Raw genomic sequence first — 25,752 nt, forward strand, 5'->3', positions numbered from 1 at the left:
CACGGTGTGCGGACGGGCCCTTTCCCGTACCCGTCACTTGCGGCCGAGGCGGCCGCTCTTGACCAGCCGCTGGGCGGCGGGCGAGTCGGGGTTGATGCTCAGCGCCCGCTGTCCGGCCCGGCGGCGCAGTGCGTCGCCCTGCTTGCCGAGCTTCGCGGCGGTCTCGGCGATGCGCAGCCAGACCAGTGCGCGCCCGCTGTCCGCCGAGATCTGCGCGGCCCGCTCCAGCCGCCGCTGGGCCTGGTCGGTCTCCTTGCGGCGGATGTGGGCCTGGGCCATGCCGATGAGCAGGTCGAGGTTCTCGTGCTCGGCGAGCAGCCGGGAGCCGACCTCCAGGATCCCCCGGTCGTCCTTGGCCTCGACCAGGGAGGCGAACCCGCTGAGCGTGATGTCGGTGAAGGGCACCTCGTCCGGCTCGGTGCGCTCGCCGGTGGCGCGGAAGGTCCAGCCCTTGCCGCGGCGCCACTTCCAGGTGCGCGGGCCGGGCAGGTCCAGCCGGGTCCGGGTGCGCTCGTTGAAGTGCATGGACAGTTCGGGGCGGCCCTCCCACTGGTCGATGGCGGCGGCCACGTACGCCTCGGCGACCGGGCGCAGGAAGGCGTACCGCTTGGGCTGCATGCAGTAGCCGACGGCCTGGACGTACGGGGTGACCTCGGTGCGGATGTGCTCGACGTCCAGCACCCGGTCGGCGGGGGCGGCGCCCGCGGCCGGCGCCTCCAGGTCGGGGAGCAGCGCGTGGGTGAGGGTGGCGGGGATGCGGTTGCTGTTGGCGTAGGGCCGCATGCGCCGGATCACCTCCAGGGCGCCGATCTGGGCGACGGGGATGCCGTAGAGCGCGCGGGCGGTGAACAGGCCGGTCGAGAAGCAGCCGATGACCTGGCGGGGCCGCAGGTAGGCGAAGACCGTCTCGGCCAGGACGGGCACGTCCAGGACGAGGAAGGGCACGCCCGCCTCGCGGGCCGCCTCGCCGAGGGTGTCGGCGAGGCTGGAGGGGGCGCTGGGGTGCGGTTTGAAGACGACGGAGGTGTGGCCGAGGAGGAGCGCGTTCTGGAACATCCGCAGGTGCAGTTCCTCCTCTTCCTGCTCGGTGAGGATGCCGAGCGGGGAGAGGTACTGGCCGAGCAGGAGGGCGGTCTGCGGGCCGAGCCGCGCCAGCGGGGGCGGGATCACCCGGTCCAGGATCGGCGCGCAGGCGCGGGTGACCTCGTCCAGCAGCTTCAGGACGGCTCCGGTGTGCACGGGCCGCGAGGGGATCCCGTACTCGGTGAGGAGCATCGGCAGCAGGGCCGGGACGAGGTCGAGGTAGAGGACCTGCGTGATCCGGCCGTGCAGGGAGCGGGGCAGGTCGTTGCGGGTGGGGCCGTAGCTCATGACGCCGTCGGCGTAGACGGCGAGGGTGGCGTCCGAGAAGATCTTGCAGAGGGTCTGGGCGGGTTTGACCTGGATGGACTCGACGACGAGTTCCAGCGGGCCCGGCCGGATGCCGATCTTCTCCGCCATCACCGTGCGCCACAGCGGGGCGTCCTCGTCGCGCGGGGACCAGAGCGCCGGGTGGAAGGGGTAGATGAGGTCGTTCCAGTAGACGACCCGGTGGAAGCGCGCGAGCACGGGGGCGGCGCCGGGCATCTGGTGCAGCGGGGTGGCGACTTCGGGGATGTCGACGTTGTTGCACACGAGCAGGATGCGCTCGCGGTCGTCCTGGCCGAGCTGGCCCGCTTCGATGGCAGCGGCCACCGTCATGGCGCCGTAGAGGGTGGAGGCGGCGAATATCCGGGTCATCGGGCGGCGACGCCCTGGTGCCGGGAGATCAGCGCTCTGAGCTTGTTCACGCGTGCCGAGTCCATTCCTGCCAGCGTTCCCTCCAGGACGTCCTGGGGGAGGTCCTTCAGGATCTGCGCGCTCCGTTCCGGCAGCAGACCCCGGATGTGTTCCTCGTACGACTCGGCGCGGTCCAGGTGAATCACGATGAGCGCGCAGAGAGTTCGCATCGCCTTGTACGAGAGTTCATATCCGCGCGGGTGTGCGGCCAGCTCCTCGAAAATCAGCCGGAAGGCCGGCAGGAAGTCGAGCTGGCGCTCGTCCGGAACCTTGGTCAGTGAAGTGGACACATCGCGGCGGTAGAAGATGCCGTGGAGGTCGACGACGCCGAAGGAGCGGGCGCGCAGGTGCAGCTTGTAGAACCAGGGCCGGTCCTCGGCGGTGCGCAGGCGCTCGTCGAAGAACAGCGCGCCGAGCTCCAGGAGGCGCTCGCGGTCATAGATGCCGGCCCAGGACTGCGGGTAGTCCATGAAGGTCGAGGCGTCCACCGGCCCGATGTAGTCCGCAGGATTCAGCGGCAGGGCCCTCGGGGCGAGTGGAGCCATGACGATCTTGCGTTTGCGCCCGTAGACCCGGACGTGGCCGGTCCGCAGGAAATCGACGCCCGACTGGCTCATCCAGCCGACCAGTTGCGCGAGATATCCGGGGGCGTACCAGTCGTCTCCGTCGAGGAAGGTGAAGAAACGTCCGCGCGCCGCCGACAGGCCTATGTTGCGGGTGGCCGATATGCCCAGGTTCCGCTGATTGCGGATCAAAACGGCACCGGGAATGGCGGGCACCATCTCCTGGAGGATCTCTGACGTCCCGTCGACGGACCCGTCGTCCACGACGATGAACTCGAAATCCTCCCGGGCATTGAGCGCCAGGGACTTGAGCGCCGTCCGGCAGTATTCCCGCACGTCACACATGGCAACGATTACCGAAAGGGTCACCATGGAAAGTACTCACCCCGCTCACATTCCTTCACGCTTCCCCCGGATGCGGCCCGGACGGGCGCAGCCGCGCACTCCCCGATCCTACGATCAGGTAACACGTCGGACATCATGACAGAACCCCTCCAAGGGCCCGCACGATCGCCCCGGTGTGACGTACAACTCCCCCGCCCGCCGAGGCCTATTCGTGACACGTAAGGCTGAGGTGAGCATGTAAGGTCTAACGGGCCGCGCGGCAATCCGTCCCCGCACGCACTCGGCGCGCTCACGGCGGCGCCCGTCGGACCCCACCCATCGACCCGGGAATCACCAGTGCGCATCCACGTGCTCGCAGACTCCGACACCCGCTGGAAATGGGGCGCGGGGCTGGCGGTGGGCCTGGCGCCGGGCAGCGAGGTGCACGCCCACATGCTGCGCGGCAGGAGCACTCCCACGGCGCGCCAGCTGGCCGAGGTCGGCATCACCCCCGCCTCCATCACCGAGGCCACCCTCCCCGAGTTCGCGGCGGCGCCCGAACTGGACGGCGCCGACCTCGTCATCCTGGGGACCGTCGGCGGCTCCACGCACGCCGCCCTGCACGCACTGGCGCACCGCTTCCGGGGCGCCGCCCGCCGGCCGGTCCTGATGACCGGATACGTCGGCGTCGTCTACGAGAAGATGGCCGACGGCCTGCTGCTGCGGGCGGGCGCCGACATCGTCCTCGCCAACAGCCCGTTCGACCGGCGCCGGTTCGCCGACATTTACGAACCGCTCGGAATTCCCGGCTCGTGCATCGTCCAGACCGCCCTGCCTTTCCTCGACCAAAGACCGTACGACATGAACCGGACGCACGCCCGGCACCCTTACACGGTCTGTTTCGCCGTCCAGCCCTCGGTACCCGCCGACCGCGCCGGACGCCTTTACCTGCTGCGCCGCGCGATATACCACGCCCGGCTGCGGCCCGGGCGTGACGTGCTCGTCAAACTCCGCAGCAAGCCCGGCGAGCCGACCACCCACATCGAGGCGTACCACTACCAGGTGCTCGCGGACCAACTCGAAGAGCCGCTGCCGCCCAATCTGCATTTCGTGTACGGCAACATGTCGGAAACCCTGGACCGTACCGATCTGTTGGTGACGGTCAGTTCCACGGCCGCGCTCGAATCGATGCACCGGGGAATGCCCACCGCGATCCTGAGCGATCTCGGCGTACGGGAGATCCACGGCAACCACTATTTCGTCGGTTCCGGCTGCGTCACCGACTGGTCCGCGATAGACGAGGGCGCCGCCCCGCTCGCACACGAATCCTGGACCACCGACCAGGGAATACGGTCCGAAGACCCGTTCGGGGAACTCCGGGCACGGATCGGGCAATTGGCGGGACGGCCGCTGCCGCCGATATCCCCGTACTACACCGCCGAAAGCGCACCCGACTACGTGGGTGCGCTGCTGCGCCGCCGGGGCCTGGATCCGGACGGCTCCCCCGGCGCGGGCGCCGCGCGGGCCCGGGCCGGCGGGCCGATGCGGCGCACCTCCCGCCGCGTCCTGAAGGTCGCGTACCGCTTCGGCGTCCAGCGCGTGGCCCCGAAGATCCAGCAGTGGGGCGGCGTATGACCGCTCACGCCCGGTACACCGGGCCGGCCGCATACCCCGAGCGGACACAGCACACCGCGCACACCGCGGCCACCGCGGCCACCGCGGCCACCGCGCACACCGCGCACACCGCGCACACCGAATACTCCGAGCCCACCGATCCGGCCCCTGTGGAGAGCCCTGTGAACGTCACCGCCGTCATACCCGCCCGGGGCGGTTCCAAGGGCATCCCCGGGAAGAACGTCGCCGAGGTCGGCGGGGTCCCCCTCGTCGCCCGCGCCGTGCGCGCCTGCCTGGGCGCCGCCCACGTGACCCGGGTCGCGGTGTCCACCGACGACGGGGCCATCGCCGACGCGGCCCGCGCGGCCGGCGCGGAGGTGGTCGAACGCCCCGCGGAGCTCGGCACCGACCGGGCCTCCAGCGAATCGGCGCTGCTGCACGCGCTGGACCGGCTGGAGGAACGGCACGGGGAGCCGGTGGAGGTGCTGGTCTTCGTCCAGTGCACCAGCCCCTTCGTCACCGCGGAGGAGATCGACGCGGCCGTCCTCGCCGTCGTCCGGGACGGCGCCGACTCCGCCTTCACCGCCGTGCCCTTCCACGGCTTCCTGTGGACCGCCGAGCCCGGACCCGGGCCGGGGCACGCCGCGGCCGGCGTCAACCACGACAGCGCGGTACGCCAGCGCCGCCAGGACCGCAGGCCCGAGTACCTGGAGTCGGGCGCCGTCTACGCGATGCGCGCCGAGGGCTTCCGGCGCCACGGCCACCGCTTCTTCGGCCGTACCCAGCTCGTCCCGACCGCCCCGGAGCGGGCCGTCGAGATCGACGAGCCCGGCGACCTCGACCGGGCCCGGGCCCTGGCGCCCCTGCTGGACGCGCGACGGCCCCCGCAGCCCTCCCAGCCCCCACGGCCCTCCCAGCTCTCCCAGCCCTCGCAGTACATCGGAAAGGAACTCTGAACAGTGGTGCACAGCAGCCGTATCCGCCGGATCGGCAACAAGGAGGTCGGCGCGGGCCGTCCCGCCTACGTGATCGGCGAGATCGGGATCAACCACAACGGTGAGCTCGCCAACGCCCTGGCGCTGATCGACGCCGCCGCGGACGCGGGCTGTGACGCGGTGAAGTTCCAGAAGCGCACGCCCGAGATATGCACGCCCCGCGACCAGTGGGACATCGAGCGCGACACCCCCTGGGGCCGGATGACCTACATCGACTACCGCCACCGCGTGGAGTTCGGCGAGGACGAGTACCGGGCCGTCGACGAGCACTGCGCCGAGCGCGGCATCGCCTGGTTCGCCTCGCCCTGGGACACCGAGGCCGTGGCCTTCCTGGAGAAGTTCGACGTCCCCGCCCACAAGGTGGCCTCCGCCTCCCTGACCGACGACGAACTGCTGCGGGCCCTGCGCGCCACGGGCAAGACGGTCATCCTGTCCACCGGCATGTCCACCCCGCAGCAGATCCGGCACGCGGTGGAGGTGCTGGGCAGCGAGAACATCGTCCTGCTGCACGCCACGTCGACGTACCCGGCCAAGGCCGAGGAGCTGAACCTGCGCGTCATCCACAGCCTGGAGGCGGCCTACCCGAACGTGCCCGTCGGCTACTCCGGCCACGAGACGGGCCTGCAGACGACGGTGGCCGCCGTCGCCATGGGCGCCTGCGCCGTCGAGCGGCACATCACCCTCGACCGGGCCATGTGGGGCTCCGACCAGGCCGCCTCCGTCGAACCCGGCGGCCTCGCCCGCCTCGTGCGCGACATCCGCACCATCGAGACCGCCCTCGGCGACGGCGTCAAGCGCGTCTACGCCTCCGAGCTCGGCCCCATGAAGAAGCTCCGCCGCGTCCAGGGCACCCCCGCCGCCGAGGGCGTGACGGCCACGGCATGAGAAACACCCTCGCCCTGGTGGAGAGCCCGGCTCAGCTACTGAACGTCCTGGAATGGGCCCACGTCCACCCGGGCGAGGCGGCGTCCCTGACCCTCGCCGTGCTCCAGCCGGTGGACCCGCGCTCGCGCGAACAGGTCCGCCGGCTGTGCCGGTTCGCCTCCCGGTCCAAGGTGGTGTGGCGGCGCTACGAGGTGCGCGCGGGATACCTGGGCCGGGCGGGCGAGCTGATGCGCCTGGGCCGCGCGGTCGGGGCCGCCGACCGGCTCGTCATCGGGGACCTGTTCTCCCGCACCATCCAGCTGCTGCTGCCCCGCTCCAAGGCCCGCGAGGTGGTCGTCGTGGACGACGGCACCGCCACCACCGAGCTGGTCAGCCTGCTCACCGACGGGCACCGGCAGCTGACCCGCTGGCACCAGGGGGAGGTCAAACCGTCCGTCAAGGGCGGCCCCGTCAACCGCTGGCTGGCCCGCGAGGAGCTGGACCGCACCGTCTTCTTCACCTGCATGCCCGTCACCGCGCCCCCCGGCACCGAGATCCGGCCCAACGAGTACGCCTGGAGCCGGGAGACCTTCGGCCCGGTCCGCGTCCGCCCCGGCGTCGACCTCGCGGGCAGCTCCCTGGTGGAGACCGGGGTCGTCGACGAGGACCGGTACGTGGAGGCCGTCGGATGGATCGCCCGGTCCCGCGCGGCCGGCCGCTACCTGGCGCACCGCCGCGAGAGCCCGGCCAAGCTGGCCCGGATCGCCGGGGCCACCGGCATGGAGATCGTCCACCCCGAACTCCCGCTGGAGCTCACCGCGCTCACCGAACCCATCGGCCGCTCCGTGCTGACCTTCGCGTCCACCATCGCCTACACCCTGCCGATCGTGCTGCGCGGTGCGCCGGTACGGGTGGAGCTCTGCGAGATCGACGACGCCTGGATCACCCCGGACACGGCGGAGCGCTCGGTGGACTTCCTGCGGCGGATCTCCGCGCTGGCGGTGGACCGGCACGGCCTGACCCGGATCCCGCCGCAGCCGCGCGGGCGGGAGCGGGCGCGGGGTACCGCGTACGAGCCGTCAGAACCGCTGCCAGCGGCCCAGCGAGAGACTTGAGGCGTCCTTCTGCCGGTTGACCAGCAGTTCGCCGCGGGCGCCGATCGAGGCGACGACGAGCAGTCCGCGCGCGTCGACGGCCAGGGCCGGCGACTCCAGGCACTCCTCGCCGATCTCCGTCCACCACAGTCCGGCGGCCTCGTGCTCCGTGGGGTACGCGGCGAGCGCGGTCCGGCCGCCCACGGTACGGAAGGCCAGCACGGTGCAGTCGTAGCCGTCGACCAGCGCGCGGGCGGCGGCGACCGTCCCGTACGCCGGACCGCCGCCGAGGGCGAGCACCCCGGCGCCCTCTCGGTGGGCGAACACCCCGCTGCCGTCGGCGGCGTGCCAGAAGTGGGTGATCCGGCCCGGGGCGGTCTCCAGGGCGCAGAGCGAACCGTCCTGGGCGAGGTAGGGGAGGTCGGCCCCCTTCTTCAGGGGGCCGCCGGGCGCGCTCTGGGCCCACAGCGACAGGCCCTTCTCGCCCGGCGCGGCGAACCAGACGCGGCCCTCGGCGGTGGAGGCCGCGCAGGCCCCCTCGAAGGTCTTGCTTCCGCGCAGGTCGTCCCACGCGCCCCAGCCGCCTTTCTTGTCCTGGCGCCGTACGTGGACCCCGCGCCCGGCGTTGCGCACGAAGACGTGGGGGGCGCCGAGGGCGTCCACCGCGAGGGCGGGCGGGCCGCCGCGGTGGGACATGTCGGGCTTGCGGTAGAGGGTGCCGAGGGAGTCCCAGGGGCCCATGGGACGGCCGCTCTGGTACTGCACCGCGTGGTGGTAGGTGACGGTGTCGGTGTCCCCGGTCCGGTGGCGGCGCCGGCCCACGAAGTGCGCGTACCCGTCGGGGCCCTGGCCCACCGCGAGGTCGGTCAGCCCCTCGGCGGGGAAGAGGTCGGGGCCGCTCCAGCCGGGGCCGCCGGGGGCGGGCTCGGTCCAGCGCAGCAGGCCGCCCTCGGTGCGCGCGTAGGCGGTGAGCCGGCCGTCCTTGCCGGCCAGGAGCCAGCGGCCGCGTACGGGGCCGAGGGCCACCGTGTTCCAGTCGCGCGCGGGTGCGCCGGCGGGGGCGGCGGAACGGGGGCCGTTCGGGGGCGAGGTGCGCCTGGATCGCGTCGCCATGGACCGCAAGCAACCCTTCCGCTTCACCGTTCGAACAGAATCAGGATACCCCGGAGGCCTCTTGGCGTGATCCTGCGCTTATCTTGTAGCCCGCGAGATTCCCCCGCTTCCCCTCCGGAAGGCCGGTCCCCGGGCATGACTTCAGACACCACCGCGACGACGAGCCCGGCCGAGGGCCAGGCGTCCCCCGGACGTCCGCCCCGTTCGCGCGCGAGCAGGATCCGCCGGGGGGTGGCCTGGACGGCGGCCGTACTGGTCCTCGGCGCGGCCGGCTCCGGCTGGTGGCTCTACAGCCACCTCAACGGGAACATCTCCAGCGTCGACCTGGACCAGGCGATCGGCACCGACAACCGGCCGCCGAAGGTGGCGGGGAACGCGCAGAACGTCCTGGTGCTCGGCTCCGACTCGCGCGCCGGCGCCAACGGCGAGCTCGACCACGGCGACGTCAGCGGGGCCCGCTCCGACACGGCGATGCTGGTGCACATACCCGAGGGCCGGGCCAGGGCCACCGCGGTGAGCATCCCGCGCGACACCCTGATCTCCCGGCCCGAGTGCAAGGACGCCGACGGCAAGACGGTGCCCCCGGCGAACCGGGTCATGTTCAACTCGGTGTACTCGGTGGCCGGTCCGGCCTGTGTGGTCAAGACGGTGGAGCAGCTGTCCGGGATCCGCGTGGACCACTTCGTGGAGGTGGACTTCGCCGGGTTCAAGGGCCTGGTGGACGCGCTCGGCGGGGTCACCGTCACCCTCGACCAGCCGATGAGCGGCGCGAAGGGCGGCCTGAAGCTGGACGCGGGCACGCACCGGCTGAACGGCACGGACTCGCTGAAGTTCGTCCGCACCCGCTACGGCTACGGGGACGGCAGCGACCTGGGACGCATAGGCCTCCAGCAGCAGTTCATGCTGGCGATGCTCTCCGAGATCAAGAAGCAGGACGCCTTCGGCAACCCGGCCCGGCTGTACAAGCTCGCGGACGCCGGCACCAAGTCGCTGACCACGGACTCCGATCTGGCCTCCCTGACCGCGCTGTCCGACTTCGCGCGGAGCATGCGGGGCGTGGACCCGTCCACCATGGAGACCATCATGCTGCCGGTGGCCTACGACAAGGTGGACCCCAACCGGGTCGTCGTCGCACAGGAGCAGGCCTCCCTGCTGTGGGAGGCCCTGCGGAGCGACCAGAAGGTCCCCGCCGCGGCGAAGGACTCCCCCGCCAAGGGCGGTTCGGGCAAGGCCCCCAAGGCACCGAAGGCCTCGCCCTCCCCGATGCCCTAGCGGTCCTCGCGGACGTCCTCGCGGACGCCCTCGCCGCGGCCGAGGCGGCTGTGGCTGCGGCCGTAGAGGAAGTAGACGATGAAGCCGATGGCCATCCAGACGCCGAACCGGATCCAGGTCTCGGCCGGCAGGTTGAGCATCAGCCAGAACGAGGCCGCGATCGACAGGATCGGGATCACCGGCACCCACGGGGTACGGAACGCCCGGTGCAGGTCGGGCCGGGTCCGGCGCAGGATGATCACGCCGAGGGCGACGAGCACGAAGGCGAACAGCGTGCCGATGTTCACCAGCTCCGCGAGCTTCTCCAGGCTGGTGAAGCCGGCGACGATCGCGATGATCCCGCCGAGCAGGATGGTCGCGCGGTAGGGGGTGCGGTACTTGGGGTGGGTGACGGAGAAGACGCGCGGCAGCAGTCCGTCACGGCTCATCGCGAAGAACACCCGGGTCTGGCCGAGCAGCAGGATCATGCTCACGGTGATCAGGCCGACGGCCGCCCCGAGACTGATGGCGCCGGAGAAGAAGGGCTGGTTCACCGACTTGAAGGCTTCGGCCAGTGGCGCGGTCGGCGACATCTCCGAGTACTTCTGCATGCCGGTGACCACCAGCGTCACGGCGACGTAGAGCAGGGTGCAGATCACGAGCGAGCCGAGGATGCCGCGCGGCATGTCCCGCTGGGGGTTCTTCGTCTCCTCCGCCGCGGTGGCCACGACGTCGAAGCCGATGAAGGCGAAGAAGATGAGCGAGGCCGCCGTGAAGATGCCCATGACGCCGAAGTTGGTGGGCGCGTAACCGAACATCAACTGGACCAGCGGCGCGTGCAGGCCGCTTCCCGCCTCCTGTGGCTGGGCCGGCGGGATGAAGGGCGAGTAGTTGTCGGCCTTGATGAAGAACAGGCCCGCGATGATGACGAGCAGCACCACGGCGACCTTGATCGCGACCACGATCGCCGTGATCCGGGCCGAGAGCTTCGTCCCGACGACCAGGATCACGGTCAGCACCAGGATCAGCAGGAAGGCCAGCAGGTCGAAGCTTCCTCCCGCGTCCGGCCCCTCCAGGGTCTTGGGCAGGTTCCAGCCGAGGTTGGTGTGCATGAGGTGGCGCACGTACCCGGACCAGCCGACCGCCACGACCGCGGTGCCGAGCGCGAATTCGAGCACCAGGTCCCAGCCGATGATCCAGGCGGGCAGCTCGCCGATCGAGGCGTACGAGAAGGTGTACGCCGATCCGGCCACCGGCACGGTGGACGCGAACTCGGCGTAGCAGAGCGCCGCGAGGGCGCAGACGACGCCCGCCGCCACGAAGGCGAGGGCGGTGGCGGGTCCGGCGTTGTTCCGGGCTGCGATGCCCGTGAGCACGAAGATGCCGGTGCCGATGATGACGCCCACACCGAAGACCGTCAGGTCCCAGGCGGAGAGCGACTTGCGGAGTGCGTGTTCCGGCTCCTCCGTGTCACGGATGGACTGCTCCACCGTCTTGGTGCGGAAGACGCTGTTCAGGTCCTTGCTCACCGACGCACCTCCGACGGGCGACGACGTACGCGAACGGGCCGGGAGGCCCACCCCTTCCAGGGTGATCTCCCGGCCCGTGACGTGCAACCGCGCGCTCTAGTCGACCGTTGCGGCCTGCTCGCTGTCGTAGCGTCCGTCCAGCTTGGCCACCAGGCCGGTGACCTGACGGGCGATGTCCGGAGCGGTCAGACCGATCTCGGCCATGATCTCCTTGCGCAGCGCGTGGTCGAGGAAGCGCTGCGGGATCCCGAAGTCGCGCAGCGGTACGTCGACGCCCGCGTCCCGCAGGGCCTGCGCGACGGCGGAGCCGACACCGCCGGTGCGGCCGTTGTCCTCGACGGTGACGACGACCCGGTGACGGTCGGCGAGCGGGGCCATGGCCTCGTCCACCGGCTTCACCCAGCGGGGGTCGACCACGGTCGTCGAGATGCCCTGCTTGTCGAGCAGGTCGGCGATCTCCAGGCACATCGGGGCCAGCGCGCCGACCGAGACGAGCAGTACGTCCCCAAGGGGTCCCCCCAGGCCCGAAGGGCCGAGGGGGCGGGTGACCTCGGCGCCCGCGGCGCGCAGCACGTCCATGCCGCCGATCCTGCCGACGGCGGGGACGGCCGGGCCGACGACGCCCTTGGAGTAGCGCACGACGGTCGGCGCGTCCTTGACCTCGACGGCCTCGCGCAGCTGGGCGCGCAGCTGCTCGGCGTCGCGCGGGGCGGCCAGCCGCAGGCCGGGGACGACCTGGAGGATGGACATGTCCCACATGCCGTTGTGGGAGGCGCCGTCGTCACCGGTGACACCGGCCCGGTCCAGGACGAAGGTGACCCCGCACTTGTGCAGGGCGACGTCCATCAGGACCTGGTCGAAGGCGCGGTTGAGGAAGGTCGCGTAGACGGCGAAGACCGGGTGGACGCCGCCGCTGGCCAGGCCCGCCGCGGAGGTCGCGCCGTGCTGCTCGGCGATGCCGACGTCGAAGATCCGGTCCGGGAAGGCCTCGGCGAACTTGTTGAGGCCGACCGGGTGGAGCATGGCGGCGGTGATGCCGACGATGTCCTCGCGGTCGTGGCCGAGCTTGACCATCTCGTCGGCGAAGACGGAGGTCCAGCTCGCGGCGGCCGTCTTGACCGGCAGGCCGGTGTCCGGGTGGATGACGCCGACGGCGTGGAAGCGGTCCGCCTCGTGCTCCAGGGCCGGGGTGTAACCGCGGCCCTTCTGGGTGAGGCAGTGCACGATGACCGGGCCGCTGAAGCGCTTGGCGCGCTGGAAGGCGGACTCCAGGGCCTCGATGTCGTGGCCGTCGATGGGGCCGATGTACTTCAGTCCGAGGTCCTCGAACATGCCCTGCGGGGCGATGAAGTCCTTCAGGCCCTTCTTGGCCCCGTGCAGGGTCTCGTACAGGGGCTTGCCGACGACCGGGGTGCGCTCCAGGAGGTCCTTGCCGCGGGCGAGGAAGCGCTCGTAGCCGTCGGTGGTGCGCAGGGTGGCGAGGTGGTTCGCGAGGCCGCCGATGGTGGGGCCGTACGAGCGCTCGTTGTCGTTGACGACGATCACCAGCGGACGGTCCTTGGCGGCGGCGATGTTGTTCAGCGCCTCCCAGGCCATGCCGCCCGTCAGCGCGCCGTCGCCGATGACGGCGGCGACGTGGTGGTCCTCGCGGCCGAGCACCTCGTTGGCCTTGGCGAAGCCGTCGGCCCAGCCGAGCACCGTGGAGGCGTGCGAGTTCTCGATCACGTCGTGCTCGGACTCGGCCCGCGACGGGTAGCCGGACAGGCCGCCCTTGGTGCGCAGGCCGCCGAAGTCCTGGCGGCCGGTGAGCAGCTTGTGGACGTAGGCCTGGTGGCCGGTGTCGAAGAGGATCTTGTCCTTGGGCGATTCGAAGACCCGGTGCAGGGCGATCGTCAGTTCGACCACGCCGAGGTTGGGGCCGAGGTGCCCGCCGGTCTTGGAGACGGCGTCGACCAGGAAGGACCGGATCTCGGCCGCGAGCTGGTCGAGCTCCTCCTGGCTGAGCCGGTCCAGATCGCGCGGTCCCTTGATGCGGGGCAGCAGCACCCGTGCCTCCTTGCAGTTGCTTGCTGGTCTGTCGAGTCTAATGTTCCGCTCGCGGGGGCGGTCATCGGGCGGTACCGCGAGGGTCACACCTTTGTCATACCTGTACACCTCATCGGGGAATCACACCTCCCAAACGGGTGTATATCCGCACAGTTGTACGCACCGATGTACGCACAGGTGCCCGGCGCCACACGAAGTGGCACCGGGCACTGTGACGGGTCTTACCGTTGCGCGCGGCCCCGCGGGGCCCGCGGTCAGGCGCGCCCGGCCGTCTTCTGGGTCTTGCGGGTCACCGAGTCGATGACCACCGTGGCGAGCAGCACCGCACCGGTGATCATGTACTGGATCGGTGTCGCGATCCCCTCCAGGGCCAGACCGTACTGGATGGAGGTGATGACCATGACGCCGAGGAGGGCGTTCCAGGTCCGGCCCCGGCCGCCGAAGAGGCTGGTGCCGCCGATGACGGCCGCCGCGATGACGTTCATCAGCAGGTCGCCGGCGCCGGCGCTCTGGTTGGCCGCCGCGATCTTGGAGGCCCAGAAGAGCCCGCCGACGGCGGCGAAGGTGCCCGCGATCGCGAAGACCGCGATGCGGATCCCGGCCACGTTGATGCCCGCGCGGCGCGAGGCCTCGACGCTGCCGCCGAGCGCGAAGACGTTGCGGCCGAAGGAGGTGCGGCGCAGCAGGAAGTCCGTGGCGACCAGCGCCAGCACGAAGAGCACCACCGCGAGCGGCAGGCCCTTGTACTGGTTGAACACCACGGCCGGCCCGAAGGTGAAGACCGCGAGCACGCCGGTGCGCAGCAGGATCTCGGTGAGCGGCCGCGAGGGGACCCCGGCGGCCTCCCGCCGGCGGTTGTCGAAGAAGGTGGCGAGGAAGTACGCCGCCACCGCGACCGCCGCGAGGCCGTACCCGGCGGCCACGTCCGAGAAGTAGTACGTGGTGAGCTTGCCGACCACGCCCTCGGAGTCGAGGTTGATGGTGCCGTTGCTGCCCAGGATCTGGAGCATCGCGCCGGACCAGAACAGCAGGCCCGACAGGGTGACGGCGAAGGCCGGGGCGCCGATCTTGGCGAAGAAGAAGCCGTGGATCGCGCCGATCAGGGCGCCGCCCGCGACGGCCGCCAGGATCGCGGCCCATTCGTTCACGCCGTGGGTGACGGCGAGGACGGCCACGATCGCGCCCGAGACACCGCTGACGGAACCGACCGAGAGGTCGATCTCGCCGAGCAGCAGCACGAAGATGATGCCGACGGCCATCATGCCGGTGGCGACCATCGTGATCGCGATGTTGGTGAGGTTCTCCGGGGAGAGGAAGTTCGAGTTCAGGCTCTGGAAGATGCTCCAGATGACGATCAGACCGATGACGACCGGGATGGAGCCCAGGTCGCCGGCCTTCATCTTGCGGCCGAACTCGTTCAGGTAGCCGGACAGGCCCTGCTCGCGCACGAGCAGGCGGGGGTCCACCGCGGGGATGGCGTCGGCCGCCGCGGACGGGTTGACCGGGTCGGTGTGCCGCCCCGGGCCCTTGTCCAGCGGATCGGCGGCGGGCTGGTGGGTGCTCACTTGCGGGCCTCCCCGGTGCGGGCCGCCCGGCGGGTCACGGCGTTGTCCGTGGCCCCGGTGATGGCGGAGATGATCTCTTCCTGCGAGGTGTCGGCGACACGGAAGACGCCGTTGTTGCGGCCCAGCCGCAGGACCGCCACCTTGTCGGCGACGGCCTTCACATCGGCCATGTTGTGGCTGATGAGGATGACGGCGTGGCCGCGTTCGCGCAGCCGCTCCACCAGGTCCAGCACCTGGGCGGTCTGCTCGACGCCGAGGGCGGCGGTGGGCTCGTCGAGGATGACGAGCTTGGGCTCGCCCAGCATCGAGCGGGCGATCGCCACGGTCTGGCGCTGACCGCCGGAGAGCGAGGCGATGGGGATCCGGACACTGGGGATCCGGATGGACAGGGTGGTCAGGAGCTCGCGGGCGCGGCGCTCCATCTCCACCTCGTCGAGGACGCCGAAGCGCTTGAGCTCGCGGCCGAGGAAGAGGTTGCCGACGACGTCGATGTTGTCGCACAGCGCGAGGTCCTGGTAGACCGTCGCGATGCCGAGGTTCTGGGCGTCGTGGGGCTTGTTGATGGAGACCGGACGGCCCTCCCACTCGATGACTCCGTCATCGATGGGGTGCACGCCGGCGATCGTCTTGACCAGCGTGGACTTGCCGGCGCCGTTGTCGCCGACCAGGGCGACCACCTCACCGGAGTGGATCTCGAGTTCTACGTCGGTCAGGGCCTGGACGGCACCGAACCGCTTCGAGACCCCTCGCAACGCCAGCACGGGCGCAGCGGACACATGAACCATCTCCTTCGCCGCCTGACCGGCGGGGATGTCGTGCAAAAGAGCAGGAGCGGGGCGGACGGGGATATGTGGAGCGGGACCGCGGGGGCGGAGCCGGCCCGGAAGGGGGATCGTTTCTGCCCGGCGCCCCGCGGGTGGCGGGGTGAGAAGGTGCGGGGCGCCGGGCAGGCGCGGGGCCGTCTCGTATGAGGAGACGTTTCTTCGCGGGCTTCCGCGGGTCTTCTGCGGGCTCTGGCGGGCCTCGGCGGAACCTTCGCGGGTCCCGCGGGGGCTTACTTGAGGCCGAGGGTGGTGCAGGCGGCCGCGTACTTGTCGGCGCAGATCTCGTCGACCGTGTAGACGCCGTCCTTGACGACGGTGTCCTTGATGTTGGTCTTCGTCAGCGAGACGACCGGGATCAGCACCGACGGGACGCCCTTGGTGGTGGGGCTGTCGATGTTGTTGTTGATGATCCCGTCGATCTTCTCGCCCTTGGCGAGGGCGACGGCCATCTCGGCGGCCGCGGAGGCCTCGGGGGCGTAGGGCTTGTAGACGCTCATGAACTGCTCGCCCGCCACGATGCGCTGCACACCGGCGAGTTCGGCGTCCTGACCGGTGACCGGCGGGAGCGGGCTCAGACCGGCGGCCTTGAGGGCGGTGATGATGCCGCCGGCCATTCCGTCATTGGCGGAGTAGACGCCGACGACCTTGTCCTTGCCGATCGCCGAGAGCGCTCCCGCCATGTTGGTGTTGGCGTTCTCCGGCTTCCACTCCTTGGTGTCGTACTCCTTGCCGATGGTCACCTTGCCGTCCAGGACGGAGTGCGCGCCCTTCTTGAACAGCGCGGCGTTCGGGTCGGTGACGGAGCCGTTCATCATGACGACCTGGCCGTCCTTGGCCTTGTCGCCCAGGGCCTCCAGCAGCGCCTTGCCCTGGACCTTGCCGACCTCTTCGTTGTCGAAGGAGGTGTAGGCGTCGATCGGGCCCTCGGCGAGGCGGTCGTAGGCGACGACCGGGATGCCGGCCTCCTTCGCCTTCTTGACCGAGCCCGCGATGGCCTTGGCGTCGACCGCGTCGACGATCAGGACGTTCACCTTGTTGGTGATCATCGTGTCGACCTGGGAGTTCTGCGTGGTCGCGTCCTGCTTGGCGTTGGCGTAGACGACCTCGGCCTTGCCGCCCGTCAGATCGGAGACCTTCTTCTCGATCAGCGGCTTGTCGAACTTCTCGTAGCGCGCGGTCTGGTTCTCCGGCAGGAGCAGACCGACCTTGATGGCGTCGCCCGCCGCGGCGCCCGAAGGCTTCTTCTCGCCGCCCGCTTCCTTGGCACTGCCACAGGCGGCCAGCGAAACGGCCATGGCACCGGCGGCGACGGCTACGGCGGCTCTACGCATACGCGTGTTCATTACTTGAACCTCCCTGACGAGGCCGCAACGTTGCGGCCGAGGTGGATGTGAGTCAACCCCGGCCGCAACTTTGCCGTCAAGGAGTGAATCCTTAACGAGATGACAACGGTGCCATCCGTTATCTAACTGAAGACATGACGGCGGGAGCGCGCACGCCCATTCCATTTTCCGCCAAAAGCGTCGAATCGCCCATCTCGCTCAGTACGAGGGCCAGCGCGCCGAGCACTTCCGCGCGGCCGCCCAACGAGCCCGTCAGGACGGACAGCTGGCGCGCCGCGCTGGGAATCGCGTACCTCCCCACTGATTCACGGATCGGGGCCAGGACGAGTTCACCCGCTTCGGCGAGCGATCCCCCCAGCACCACCCGGCTGGGGTTCAGCAGGTTGCACAGGCTGGCCACGCCGCTGCCGATGTGCCGGCCGACGTCGGTGACGACCCGGCGGCAGCCCGGGTCCCCGCCGCGGGCCAGCTCGACCACCCGCTCCATCGTCAGCTCCGGCCCGTGACTGCTCTGGAGGAGCGGCAGCACGTAGCGGGCGGCGGCGAAGGTCTCCAGGCAGCCGCGGTTGCCGCAGCGGCAGACCGGCCCGGACTCGTCCAGGGTGATGTGCCCGATCTCCCCGGCGGTGCCGCCGGGACCCCGGTAGATCTGGCCGTTGATCACCAGGCCCGCGCCCACACCGCTCGCGACCTTGATGTACGCCAGGTCCTTGACCCCCCGGCCGCTGCCCCAGACCAGCTCGCCCAGCGCCCCGAGGTTCGCGTCGTTGTCCACGTACACGGGCACGCCCAGGCGCTGCGAGAGCTCCTGGCGCGGGTTGATCCCGGCCCAGCCCGGCAGGATCGCGGTGGAGCCGAGGGTCCCGGACTCCACGTCGATGGGCCCGGGGACGCCGAGCCCCACGCCGATGACCTTGTCCCGGCTGACGCCGACCCCCTGGACCAGCCGTCCGACCAGCGCTTCCGCCCGGTCGAAGCCGTCCACCCAGGAGGCGTCCACGTCCAGCGGCTCGGACTCCTCGGCCAGTACCTGGTGGGCGAGGTTGCCGACGGCCACCCGCAGGTGGGTGTGGCCGAAGTCCACGCCGATCACGATGCCCGCGTCCCCGCTGAGCGAGACGCTGCGGGCCCGGCGGCCACCGGCCGAGGTGTCGGTGACCTCCACGGTCCCGGCGTCCTTGAGCTCGCGGACGATGTTGGAGACCGTGGCCGCCGACAGTCCGGTGGTACGGGCGATCTCCGCCTGGGTCAGCGAACCCGCGAGGCGCACGGCCCGCACGACCCGTTCGAGGTTCGCGCGATGCAGCGAGGACTGCGATCCGGGAGTCTGCACGACTCATCCACTCCTGCCCATAAGCGACGGCCAGCCGTCGCCCCCCGGCCGGTCGTCGCGGCTGTGCGCTCCGAGACCCCGGCGTCTCTCCAACTTGTGAACCTTAAGTCGAGCCTTTGGCTATCCAGACGTCAAGAGGCTGACGCAGCACGAATGGGACACCACTGACCAAAAGGAGGAACTGGGGCCTCCTGGATCGTGCTACGGTCGCTGAGGCGCCGGTCCTCTGCGGCCTTTCCGGCCGGACCTGGCGCCCTGTGATGACGGCGCTACGCGAGGAGGTGTTCGGGATGAGTCCCGATCGAAGTCCTCGCAGCGCCCGCGTCAGCTGATCCGTTGACCAGCTGACCTGTATCCGATTCCGCACGGCCCCACCGGGCCCGGCGGCCCTTCGCCGCCTGCGTGCATCTTTTCATTCCTTCCGCATGCCCTGCACCTCGTGACGGGCGTGCGTCCTCCATGCCCACCGGCGCGTCCGGGGCCCTGCGTGCCCTCCCGCGCCGACCCATGATCACTCCACGTGACCGCTCGGCTCCGCGCTGCCCGGACACCGTGGAGGGAGGTATTCGTCATGACCATGCTCACCCCCCGTTCCCCCGCGAAGCTCGCACCGCCGGGCCGCTCCCGCCGCGAGCGCAAGGCCGCCGAGCTGGAGGCCGGCACCCGCCGCGTCGGCGAGCGCCTCGCCGACGTCAGTTCCCGCCCGGCCGTCCGGGTCCTCCAGGACGTGGACACCTCGCGCGGCGGCCTCACCCACGCCGAGGCGGCGCTGCGGCTGGAGCGCCACGGCGCCAACACCATCGCCCACGAGCGGGCCCCGCGCTGGTTCGCCCAGCTCGCCAAGGCGTTCTGGAACCCCTTCATCGGCGTCCTGGTCTTCCTGGCCGCCGTCATGTTCTGGCAGGACCCCGCCGATCCGGGCGTCGTCATCCTCTCCGCGATGGTGGGGATCAGCGGTCTCCTGCGCTTCTGGCAGGAGTACCGCTCGGGCCGGGCGGCCGACGCGCTGAAGAAGCTCGTCACCACCACCTGCGCGGTGCAGCGCCGGGCGGGCAGCGGATCGGCCCCCACCACCTTCGAGGTGCCTCTGGAGCAGGTGGTCCCGGGCGACCTGGTCAAGCTGGCCGCCGGCGACCTGATCCCGGCCGACCTGCGCCTGCTGACCTCGAAGGACCTGATGGTCTCGCAGGCCTCGCTGTCCGGCGAGTCCCTGCCGGTGGCCAAGGCCGACACCCGCGCCGAGGACCTCGGCCAGCACGAGACGGCCGACCCGGTCGAGGCCGACAACCTCTGCCTGATGGGGACCTCGGTCACCTCCGGCACCGCGACCGGCGTGGTCGTGGCCACCGGCGGCGACACCTACTTCGGCTCCATGGCCGGCTCGCTGGCCGGCGAGCGCCCGCAGACCAACTTCGACGACGGCGTGCGCAAGGTCAGCTTCCTGCTGATCCGCTTCATGCTGGTCATGGTCCCGGTCGTCTTCATGGTCAACGGCTTCACCAAGGGCGACTGGGACGAGGCGTTCCTCTTCGCCGTCGCCGTGGCGGTCGGGCTCACCCCCGAGATGCTGCCGATGGTGGTCTCCGCGAACCTGGCGCGCGGGGCGGTGGCCATGTCCCGGCGCAAGGTCGTCGTCAAGCGGCTCAACGCGATCCAGAACCTGGGCGCGATGGACGTCCTGTGCACCGACAAGACCGGCACCCTCACCGAGGACCGCATCGCCTTGGACCGCTACCTGGACGTGCACGGCGCCGAGGACGCCGAGGTGCTGGAGTACGGCTACCTCAACGCCCACTTCCAGACGGGCCTGAAGAACCTGATGGACCAGGCGGTCATCGACCGCGTGGATGAGGTCGAGGAGGTTGTCGTCGACGCACGGTTCTCGATGGTCGACGAGATCCCCTTCGACTTCGCCCGGCGCCGGATGTCCGTGGTCCTCAACCGCAACAGCGTGCTGGGCGCGGGCGGCCGGGCCGAGCACGTCATGATCACCAAGGGTGCGGTGGAGGAGGTCCTCGACCTGTGCACCCACCTGCGCGACCGCGGCGAGAGCGTCGAGCTCACCGAGCGGCTGCGGCAGGACGTCACCCGGCTCGCCGAGGAGAACAACCGGCGGGGCCTGCGGGTCCTGGCCGTCGCCACCCGCACGGTGGACGCGCCGCGCGCCGCCTACTGCGTCGCCGACGAGGAGCGGCTGACGCTGGTCGGCTTCCTCGCCTTCCTCGACCCGCCGAAGGCCTCCGCGGCCACGGCCCTGCGGGGCCTGGCCGACAAGGGCATCGCGGTCAAGGTGGTCACCGGCGACAACGAGCTGGTGGCGGCCCGGGTCTGCGCGGACGTCGGCATCGAGGTGGGCCACGTGGTCTCCGGCTGCGAGCTGGACGCCCTCGACGAGGAGGCGCTGCGCGCGCTGGCCGCCCGTACGACGGTCTTCGCCAAGGTCAACCCCGTCCAGAAGGCCCGCATCGTACGGGCGCTGCGGGCCGAGGGGCACACCGTCGGCTTCCTCGGCGACGGCATCAACGACGCGGCCGCCCTGCGCGAAGCCGACGTCGGCATCTCCGTCGACACCGCCGTCGACATCGCCAAGGAGTCGGCGGACATCATCCTGCTGGAGAAGGACCTGACGGTCCTGGAGCAGGGCGTCGTCCAGGGCCGGACCACCTTCGGCAACACCATCAAGTACATCAAGATGACGGCCTCCTCGAACTTCGGCAACGTCTTCTCGGTGCTGGTGGCGAGCGCGTTCATCCCCTTCCAGCCGATGCTCGCGATCATGCTGCTGGTGCAGAACCTGGTCTACGACATCGCCCAGCTGGCCACCCCGTGGGACCGGATGGACGAGGAGTACCTGCGCAAGCCCCGCAACTGGGACGCCAAGGGCATCTTCCGCTTCATGGTGACCATCGGACCCATCAGCTCGATCTTCGACATCGCGATGTTCGTGATCATGTGGAACGTCTTCGCCACCGACAACGAGGCCGCCCAGTCGCTCTTCCAGTCCGGCTGGTTCGTCGAGGGCCTGCTCTCGCAGACCCTGATCGTCCACATGATCCGTACCCGCAAGATCCCCTTCGTCCAGTCCCGCGCCTCCTGGCCGGTGATGGTGATGACCGTCCTCGCGGTGCTGACCGGGCTCTGGCTGCCCTTCTCGCCGCTGGCTCCCTCGCTGGGCTTCGTGGCCCTGCCGGCGGGCTACTTCCCCTGGCTCATCGGCGTGCTGCTCGCCTACTGCACGCTCACCCAGCTGGTGAAGACCTGGTACATCCGCACGTTCAAGACCTGGCTGTAGGAGGGGGAAGGACCGATGACACTGCTCACGGAGTGGGAGATGGCCGGGCACCTGGCGGCCGCGCTCGGGTTCGGGGCGGTCATCGGCCTGGAACGGCAGTGGCGGGCCCGGATGGCGGGCCTGCGGACCAACGCCCTGGTGGCGGGCGGGGCCGCGCTGTTCGTGCTGCTCTCGCAGTACGGGTTCCTCGGCGCGGTCTCCGAGGTGAACTACGACGGCTCCCGGGTCGCCGCCCAGATCGTCTCGGGGATCGGCTTCCTGGGCGCCGGGGTGATCATGCGGGACGGGCTGAGCGTGCGCGGGCTGAACACGGCCGCCACCCTGTGGTGTTCGGCCGCGGTCGGCTGCCTGGCCGGTGTCGGCCTGTTCGTCCTGGCCGCCTTCGGCACGGCGGGCGTGGTGGGGGCGAACCTCCTGCTGCGCCCGCTGGGCCGGCGCCTGGACCGCGAACCGCGCGGCGGGGCGGAGGTGGCCACCGACTTCCACTTCGAGGCCGTGTGCCTGGAGGCGGAGGAGGCCCACATCCGCCACCGGCTGGTCGACGCGCTCGGCCGGCCCGGCTACACGCTGCGCTCGATCCGCAGCCAGGACGGCCCGGGGGCCGGCCTGGTCACGGTGTCCGCGCTGCTGACCGCCGAAGGGGCGGCGGGGGGCCGGATGCTGGAGGGAGCGGTCAGCAATCTCTCGCTCGACCCCTCGGTCTCGGCGGTCAGCTGGTCGGTGGTACCCGACTCCACGGCCTCCGCTACTTGAGGGTGGCGGAGGTCAGGCCGGCCTGGATCTGCCGCTGGAAGGAGAGGTAGACCACCAGCATCGGGATGATCGCGATGGTGGCCCCGGCGAACAGCACCGGCAGGTCCGAGGCGTAGCCCACCTGCTGCTGGAGCTGGATCAGACCCTGGGTGAGCATGTAGCGCTCGGGGTCGGAGCTGGACTGCGGCTGCATCAGCACCGCGGGCAGGATGTACTGGTTCCACTGCCCCAGGACATTGAATATCCCGACGCTGATCAGGCCGGGCTTGGCCATCGGCAGCATCACCTGGAAGAAGATCCGGGTGTCGGAGGCCCCGTCGATGACCGCCGCCTCGTGGACGGCGCTGGGCAGCGTCCGGAAGAAGGAGTGCATGAAGAAGACGGTGAAGGGCATCGAGTACGCGATGTACACGAGGATCAGGCCCTGGTAGGTGTTCAGCATGTCGAACCGCTTGACCATGAAGAACAGCGGGACGAGCGCGAGGAACACCGGGAACATCGCGCCGCTGACGAAGAAGTAGTAGATGACCCGGTTCCCCTTGAAGGGGTAGCGGGCCAGCACGTACGCCGCCATCGAGCCGAACAGCATGGTCAGCGGGACCGAGAACACCAGCACGATCAGGGTGTGGGCGAAGTAGCCGCCGATGCCCTTGGTCCAGGCCCGCCCGAAGGCGTCGAAGTGCCAGTTGGAGGGCCAGCTGAGGGCCGATCCGCCGATCTGCGCGTCCGTCTTGAAGGAACCGAGGACGAGCCAGATCAGCGGCAGGACGATCAGTATCGCCCAGAGGGCGAGGAAGCCGTGCGAGAAGACGTTGAGGACCGTCCCCTGCGACTCGCGCCCGCGGCGCCGCTCGGTCTTCACCGGTCCGCCCGAGCGTTCCGCGGCGGCCTCGCCCGGAACCTTGGTCACTGTGGTCATGAGGTCTCCCGCTCAGAACTCGATGCGCTCGCGGCGGGTGGCGCGCAGCGTGATGACGGACAGGGCCATGGTCAGCACGAGCATGACCACGCCCATGGCACAGGCGTAACCGCTCTTGCCGAAGTACAGGAAGTTGCGCATCAGCACCGTGGCCATGACCTCGCTGTGGTGGTCGGGGCCGCCGCCGAACTGGCCGGAAGTCGTCGTGGAGACGAGGACGAACATGTCCATCGCGGCGATGCCCAGGTAGACCGCGGCGGTCTGCACGGAGTCCCACAGCAGGGGCAGGGTGACCTTGAAGAAGGTCTGGGCGCGTCCGGCTCCGTCGAGCAGCGCGGCCTCGTAGATGTCCTTGGGGACGGACTGCATGGCCGCGGAGAAGAGCACGAGGTAGAAGCCGACCCCGGACCAGACCACCACGAACAGCAGGCACCACAGGACGAACTTGGGCTCGTTGAGCCATTCGATGGGGTGCTGCGCGTCGATCAGGCCCAGTCGGACGAGGAACCCGTTGAGCAGGCCGCCCTCGTCACTGCGGTAGACGGCGCCGAAGAGGACGGCGAGGATCGCGAGGGAAAGGACCTGCGGGAAGAAGTAGACGATCTTGTAGACCCGCGATCCGGCGACGCCCTGGACGCCGCCGGCCCCGCTGCGCCCGCCCGCGTTCACCATGAAGGCGAAGAAGAGGGACAGCAGGATGGTGATCACCGGGACGAACACCAGGAGCAGCAGGTTGTGCAGCAGCGCGCCGCGGAAGATCTCGTCCTTCATCAGGGCGGAGTAGTTGTCCAGACCGATGAAGTCGAAGACCGGCGACTGACCCGTCCAGTTGGTGAAGGAATATCCGAACGTCTGGATGTAGGGCCAGATGACGAAGGTCAGGTACAGCGCGAGTGGTGCGATGAGGAAGCCGGCGATGAAGCCGTACTTCCCTTTCCCCTGTGCTACTTGGCTCATGGTGTCCGTCCCTGGTGTCGCCGGGTGACCGGTGGACGTGGCGTCAGCTGCGGTGGTTGTTCTTGGCGTTCGGGTCCTTGGCCGCCTTGTCTACCGCAGCCTGGGCCCGCTTGATCCACTCCTTCGGCTGGATCCGCTGGGCCATCAGCTCATTGGACGCGTTCTCGAGCTCCGTGCCCATCTCGCTGTACCACTCGGTGTAGAGGTAGTTGAAGGTGTTGTCGCCTGCGCCCTTGAGCGCCTCGACGGCGGACTGGGTGCCCGGGCGGAGCTTGACCGCCGGGTCCACGCCGTCCTTGACGACGGTGAGCGAGTTGGCCTGCTGCGCGAAGAGGGTCGACCATTCGCGCGAGAGCATCGAGCGCAGGAACTCCAGGCCGCCGGCCTTGTTGCCCGCCTTCTCCGGGACGATGAAGGGCTCGCCCGCCCCGGCCCTGATGGCCTCGAAGGGGAGCTTGCTGTCGGCGAGGACGGGCACCGGGAGGAACTTCATGTCGAAGTCCTCGGGGGTCTGCTTGAGCTGCTCGTTCTCCAGCCAGGAGCCGGAGGGGATGAAGGCGGCCTTGTACTGGTTCCAGGCGGTCTGGGACTCCGTGTGGGTCAGGCCGTTGGTGCCCGGCATCAGGAGGCCCTTCTCGACGACCTCGTAGACGGCCTCGACGGCGGCCAGGGCCGCGGCGCTGCCCTCGAAGGCGTTGGGCTCCAGGTTGTCGATCGCCTTCATGGCCTCCAGGCCGCCCTTCTTGGCGATCAGGTCCATGATGACGACGTTGATGTAGTACGGGAACTTGCCCTGGTGGGCGAGGCCGCCGATGCCCGCCTCCTTGGCCTTGGTGCAGACGGCCAGGAACTCGTCCCAGGTCTTGGGCGCGGTCCAGCCCTTGTCCTTGAAGAGCTTGCCGGAGTACCAGAAGCCGAAGACGGTGTAGACGTAGTTCAGGGCGACGAACTTGCCGCCCTGGGTGCCCTGTTCGACGGTGCCGGCGATCAGGGTGTCGCGGACCTTCTTCGACGGGTCGTCGAGGGAGGGCGCGTCGAGGACCACCGCGAGGTCGGCGAGCTGGCCGCCCTTGGCCAGGACGTCGAGCTTGATCTGCTGGGCGCCCGCGTCGTCGACGACGTCCGGGGGGGTGCCGCCGTTGAAGCGGGGCTGGAGCTTGGCCGTGATCTCCTGGGTGCCCAGGTGGGCGCTGGTGGTGCCCCACTTCTTGTCGAACGCCGCTTCCCAGGCCTTCGCGTAGTCGTCCCCGAAGCCGCCCTTGAAGACGACCACCTCCAGCTTGCCGCCCTTGGCGACGCCGAAAGGGTTCTCCTTGCTCACCAGCCCCTTGTCGGGGCCCTTCGTGGAGGTGTCGTCCCCGCCGGAGGCGCAGGCGGACAGGAAGCTCATCGTCGGGACGGCGATCAGTCCGAGCGCCGCCGAGCGCTTGATCAGGTCGCGACGTCCGAGGCCCTCACCAGTGGATCCCATGCTCATGTCCTCGCCTTCGTCAGAAGTGTGAAGGAGGCCGGAAATCACGGCCAGCGCCGTGCATGCGGACGTCACCGCAGGTCC

At 70.1% G+C, this 25,752-nt stretch carries 19 protein-coding genes; 7 read left to right on the top strand and 12 right to left on the bottom strand.

Annotation, left to right across the window (positions count from 1 at the left end):
- Nucleotides 1-33: 33 nt before the first annotated feature.
- Both ACFYYT_RS14420 and ACFYYT_RS14425 read right to left on the bottom strand, forming a co-directional pair.
- Nucleotides 34-1,779 carry an alpha-2,8-polysialyltransferase family protein gene (locus ACFYYT_RS14420; RefSeq protein ID WP_351817855.1) on the bottom strand — a complete coding sequence of 582 codons (1,746 nt, stop codon included), beginning with the start codon at nucleotides 1,777-1,779 and terminating at the stop codon, nucleotides 34-36.
- Nucleotides 1,776-2,753: a glycosyltransferase family 2 protein gene (locus tag ACFYYT_RS14425; RefSeq protein WP_351817852.1), complete on the bottom strand. Its 978-nt coding sequence runs from the start codon at nucleotides 2,751-2,753 to the stop codon at nucleotides 1,776-1,778. The genes ACFYYT_RS14420 and ACFYYT_RS14425 overlap by 4 nt, the downstream gene beginning before the upstream one ends.
- A gap of 309 nt (nucleotides 2,754-3,062) precedes the next feature.
- Between ACFYYT_RS14425 and ACFYYT_RS14430 the strand changes: the two genes are divergently transcribed.
- The 4 genes from ACFYYT_RS14430 to ACFYYT_RS14445 are packed head-to-tail and all read left to right on the top strand — an operon-like array spanning nucleotide 3,063 to nucleotide 7,293.
- The gene (locus ACFYYT_RS14430; protein ID WP_351817849.1) at nucleotides 3,063-4,340 is read left to right on the top strand and encodes a DUF6716 putative glycosyltransferase; all 1,278 of its coding nucleotides are present in this window, start codon (nucleotides 3,063-3,065) and stop codon (nucleotides 4,338-4,340) included.
- Nucleotides 4,337-5,275, top strand: coding sequence for an acylneuraminate cytidylyltransferase family protein (locus tag ACFYYT_RS14435; RefSeq protein WP_351817846.1), 939 nt, complete (start codon nucleotides 4,337-4,339; stop codon nucleotides 5,273-5,275). Before ACFYYT_RS14430 ends, ACFYYT_RS14435 begins: the two co-directional genes overlap by 4 nt.
- A gap of 6 nt (nucleotides 5,276-5,281) precedes the next feature.
- Nucleotides 5,282-6,199, top strand: a complete 918-nt coding sequence (locus tag ACFYYT_RS14440) for an N-acetylneuraminate synthase family protein (protein WP_351817843.1) — start codon at nucleotides 5,282-5,284, stop codon at nucleotides 6,197-6,199.
- Nucleotides 6,196-7,293 (top strand): hypothetical protein, encoded by a 1,098-nt coding sequence (locus ACFYYT_RS14445; protein ID WP_351817840.1) that lies wholly within the window; start codon nucleotides 6,196-6,198, stop codon nucleotides 7,291-7,293. Before ACFYYT_RS14440 ends, ACFYYT_RS14445 begins: the two co-directional genes overlap by 4 nt.
- Here ACFYYT_RS14445 and ACFYYT_RS14450 read toward each other — a convergent pair.
- Nucleotides 7,258-8,385, bottom strand: coding sequence for a hypothetical protein (locus tag ACFYYT_RS14450; protein WP_351817837.1), 1,128 nt, complete (start codon nucleotides 8,383-8,385; stop codon nucleotides 7,258-7,260). The two genes, ACFYYT_RS14445 and ACFYYT_RS14450, sit on opposite strands and share 36 nt — an antisense overlap.
- Nucleotides 8,386-8,520: 135 nt before the next feature.
- On the opposite strand from ACFYYT_RS14450, the gene ACFYYT_RS14455 reads away from it, so the two are divergent.
- Nucleotides 8,521-9,657, top strand: a complete 1,137-nt coding sequence (locus tag ACFYYT_RS14455) for an LCP family protein (RefSeq protein ID WP_351817834.1) — start codon at nucleotides 8,521-8,523, stop codon at nucleotides 9,655-9,657.
- On the opposite strand, the gene ACFYYT_RS14460 is transcribed toward ACFYYT_RS14455, so the two are convergent.
- The 6 genes from ACFYYT_RS14460 to ACFYYT_RS14485 form a co-directional block, all read right to left on the bottom strand.
- Nucleotides 9,654-11,165, bottom strand: a complete 1,512-nt coding sequence (locus ACFYYT_RS14460; RefSeq protein ID WP_351817831.1) for an amino acid permease — start codon at nucleotides 11,163-11,165, stop codon at nucleotides 9,654-9,656. The two genes, ACFYYT_RS14455 and ACFYYT_RS14460, sit on opposite strands and share 4 nt — an antisense overlap.
- Before the next feature lie 96 nt (nucleotides 11,166-11,261).
- Nucleotides 11,262-13,211 carry a 1-deoxy-D-xylulose-5-phosphate synthase gene (dxs, locus tag ACFYYT_RS14465; RefSeq protein ID WP_351817828.1) on the bottom strand — a complete coding sequence of 650 codons (1,950 nt, stop codon included), beginning with the start codon at nucleotides 13,209-13,211 and terminating at the stop codon, nucleotides 11,262-11,264.
- Nucleotides 13,212-13,465: 254 nt separating this feature from the next.
- A complete protein-coding gene (locus ACFYYT_RS14470) occupies nucleotides 13,466-14,746 on the bottom strand; it encodes a sugar ABC transporter permease (protein ID WP_385316269.1) in 1,281 nt (426 codons plus the stop codon).
- Between the two features lie 26 nt (nucleotides 14,747-14,772).
- Complete coding sequence (locus ACFYYT_RS14475; RefSeq protein WP_351817825.1) at nucleotides 14,773-15,561, bottom strand: ATP-binding cassette domain-containing protein; 789 nt, start codon at nucleotides 15,559-15,561, stop codon at nucleotides 14,773-14,775.
- 269 nt (nucleotides 15,562-15,830) lie between these two features.
- A complete protein-coding gene (locus tag ACFYYT_RS14480; RefSeq protein ID WP_351817823.1) occupies nucleotides 15,831-16,943 on the bottom strand; it encodes a substrate-binding domain-containing protein in 1,113 nt (370 codons plus the stop codon).
- A 118-nt stretch (nucleotides 16,944-17,061) separates the two neighbouring features.
- A complete protein-coding gene (locus ACFYYT_RS14485) occupies nucleotides 17,062-18,276 on the bottom strand; it encodes an ROK family transcriptional regulator (protein ID WP_351817820.1) in 1,215 nt (404 codons plus the stop codon).
- Nucleotides 18,277-18,847: 571 nt separating this feature from the next.
- Between ACFYYT_RS14485 and mgtA the strand changes: the two genes are divergently transcribed.
- Together mgtA and ACFYYT_RS14495 are read left to right on the top strand one after the other, a co-directional pair.
- A complete protein-coding gene (gene mgtA / locus ACFYYT_RS14490; protein ID WP_351817818.1) occupies nucleotides 18,848-21,568 on the top strand; it encodes a magnesium-translocating P-type ATPase in 2,721 nt (906 codons plus the stop codon).
- Nucleotides 21,569-21,583: 15 nt separating this feature from the next.
- A complete protein-coding gene (locus tag ACFYYT_RS14495) occupies nucleotides 21,584-22,321 on the top strand; it encodes an MgtC/SapB family protein (protein ID WP_351817815.1) in 738 nt (245 codons plus the stop codon).
- On the opposite strand, the gene ACFYYT_RS14500 is transcribed toward ACFYYT_RS14495, so the two are convergent.
- Genes ACFYYT_RS14500 through ngcE form a run of 3 tightly spaced genes read right to left on the bottom strand, consistent with a single transcriptional unit; the run spans nucleotide 22,314 to nucleotide 25,668 of the window.
- Nucleotides 22,314-23,240, bottom strand: coding sequence for a carbohydrate ABC transporter permease (locus tag ACFYYT_RS14500; protein WP_351817812.1), 927 nt, complete (start codon nucleotides 23,238-23,240; stop codon nucleotides 22,314-22,316). The genes ACFYYT_RS14495 and ACFYYT_RS14500 overlap by 8 nt on opposite strands.
- Before the next feature lie 12 nt (nucleotides 23,241-23,252).
- The gene (locus ACFYYT_RS14505) at nucleotides 23,253-24,197 is read right to left on the bottom strand and encodes a sugar ABC transporter permease (RefSeq protein WP_351817809.1); all 945 of its coding nucleotides are present in this window, start codon (nucleotides 24,195-24,197) and stop codon (nucleotides 23,253-23,255) included.
- Between the two features lie 43 nt (nucleotides 24,198-24,240).
- The gene (gene ngcE / locus ACFYYT_RS14510; RefSeq protein WP_385316267.1) at nucleotides 24,241-25,668 is read right to left on the bottom strand and encodes an N-acetylglucosamine/diacetylchitobiose ABC transporter substrate-binding protein; all 1,428 of its coding nucleotides are present in this window, start codon (nucleotides 25,666-25,668) and stop codon (nucleotides 24,241-24,243) included.
- Between the last annotated feature and the right edge of the window lie 84 nt (nucleotides 25,669-25,752).

It is taken from the genome of Streptomyces sp. NPDC002032 (assembly GCF_042890765.1).
In the GTDB taxonomy this organism is placed as follows: Bacteria; Actinomycetota; Actinomycetes; order Streptomycetales; family Streptomycetaceae; genus Streptomyces.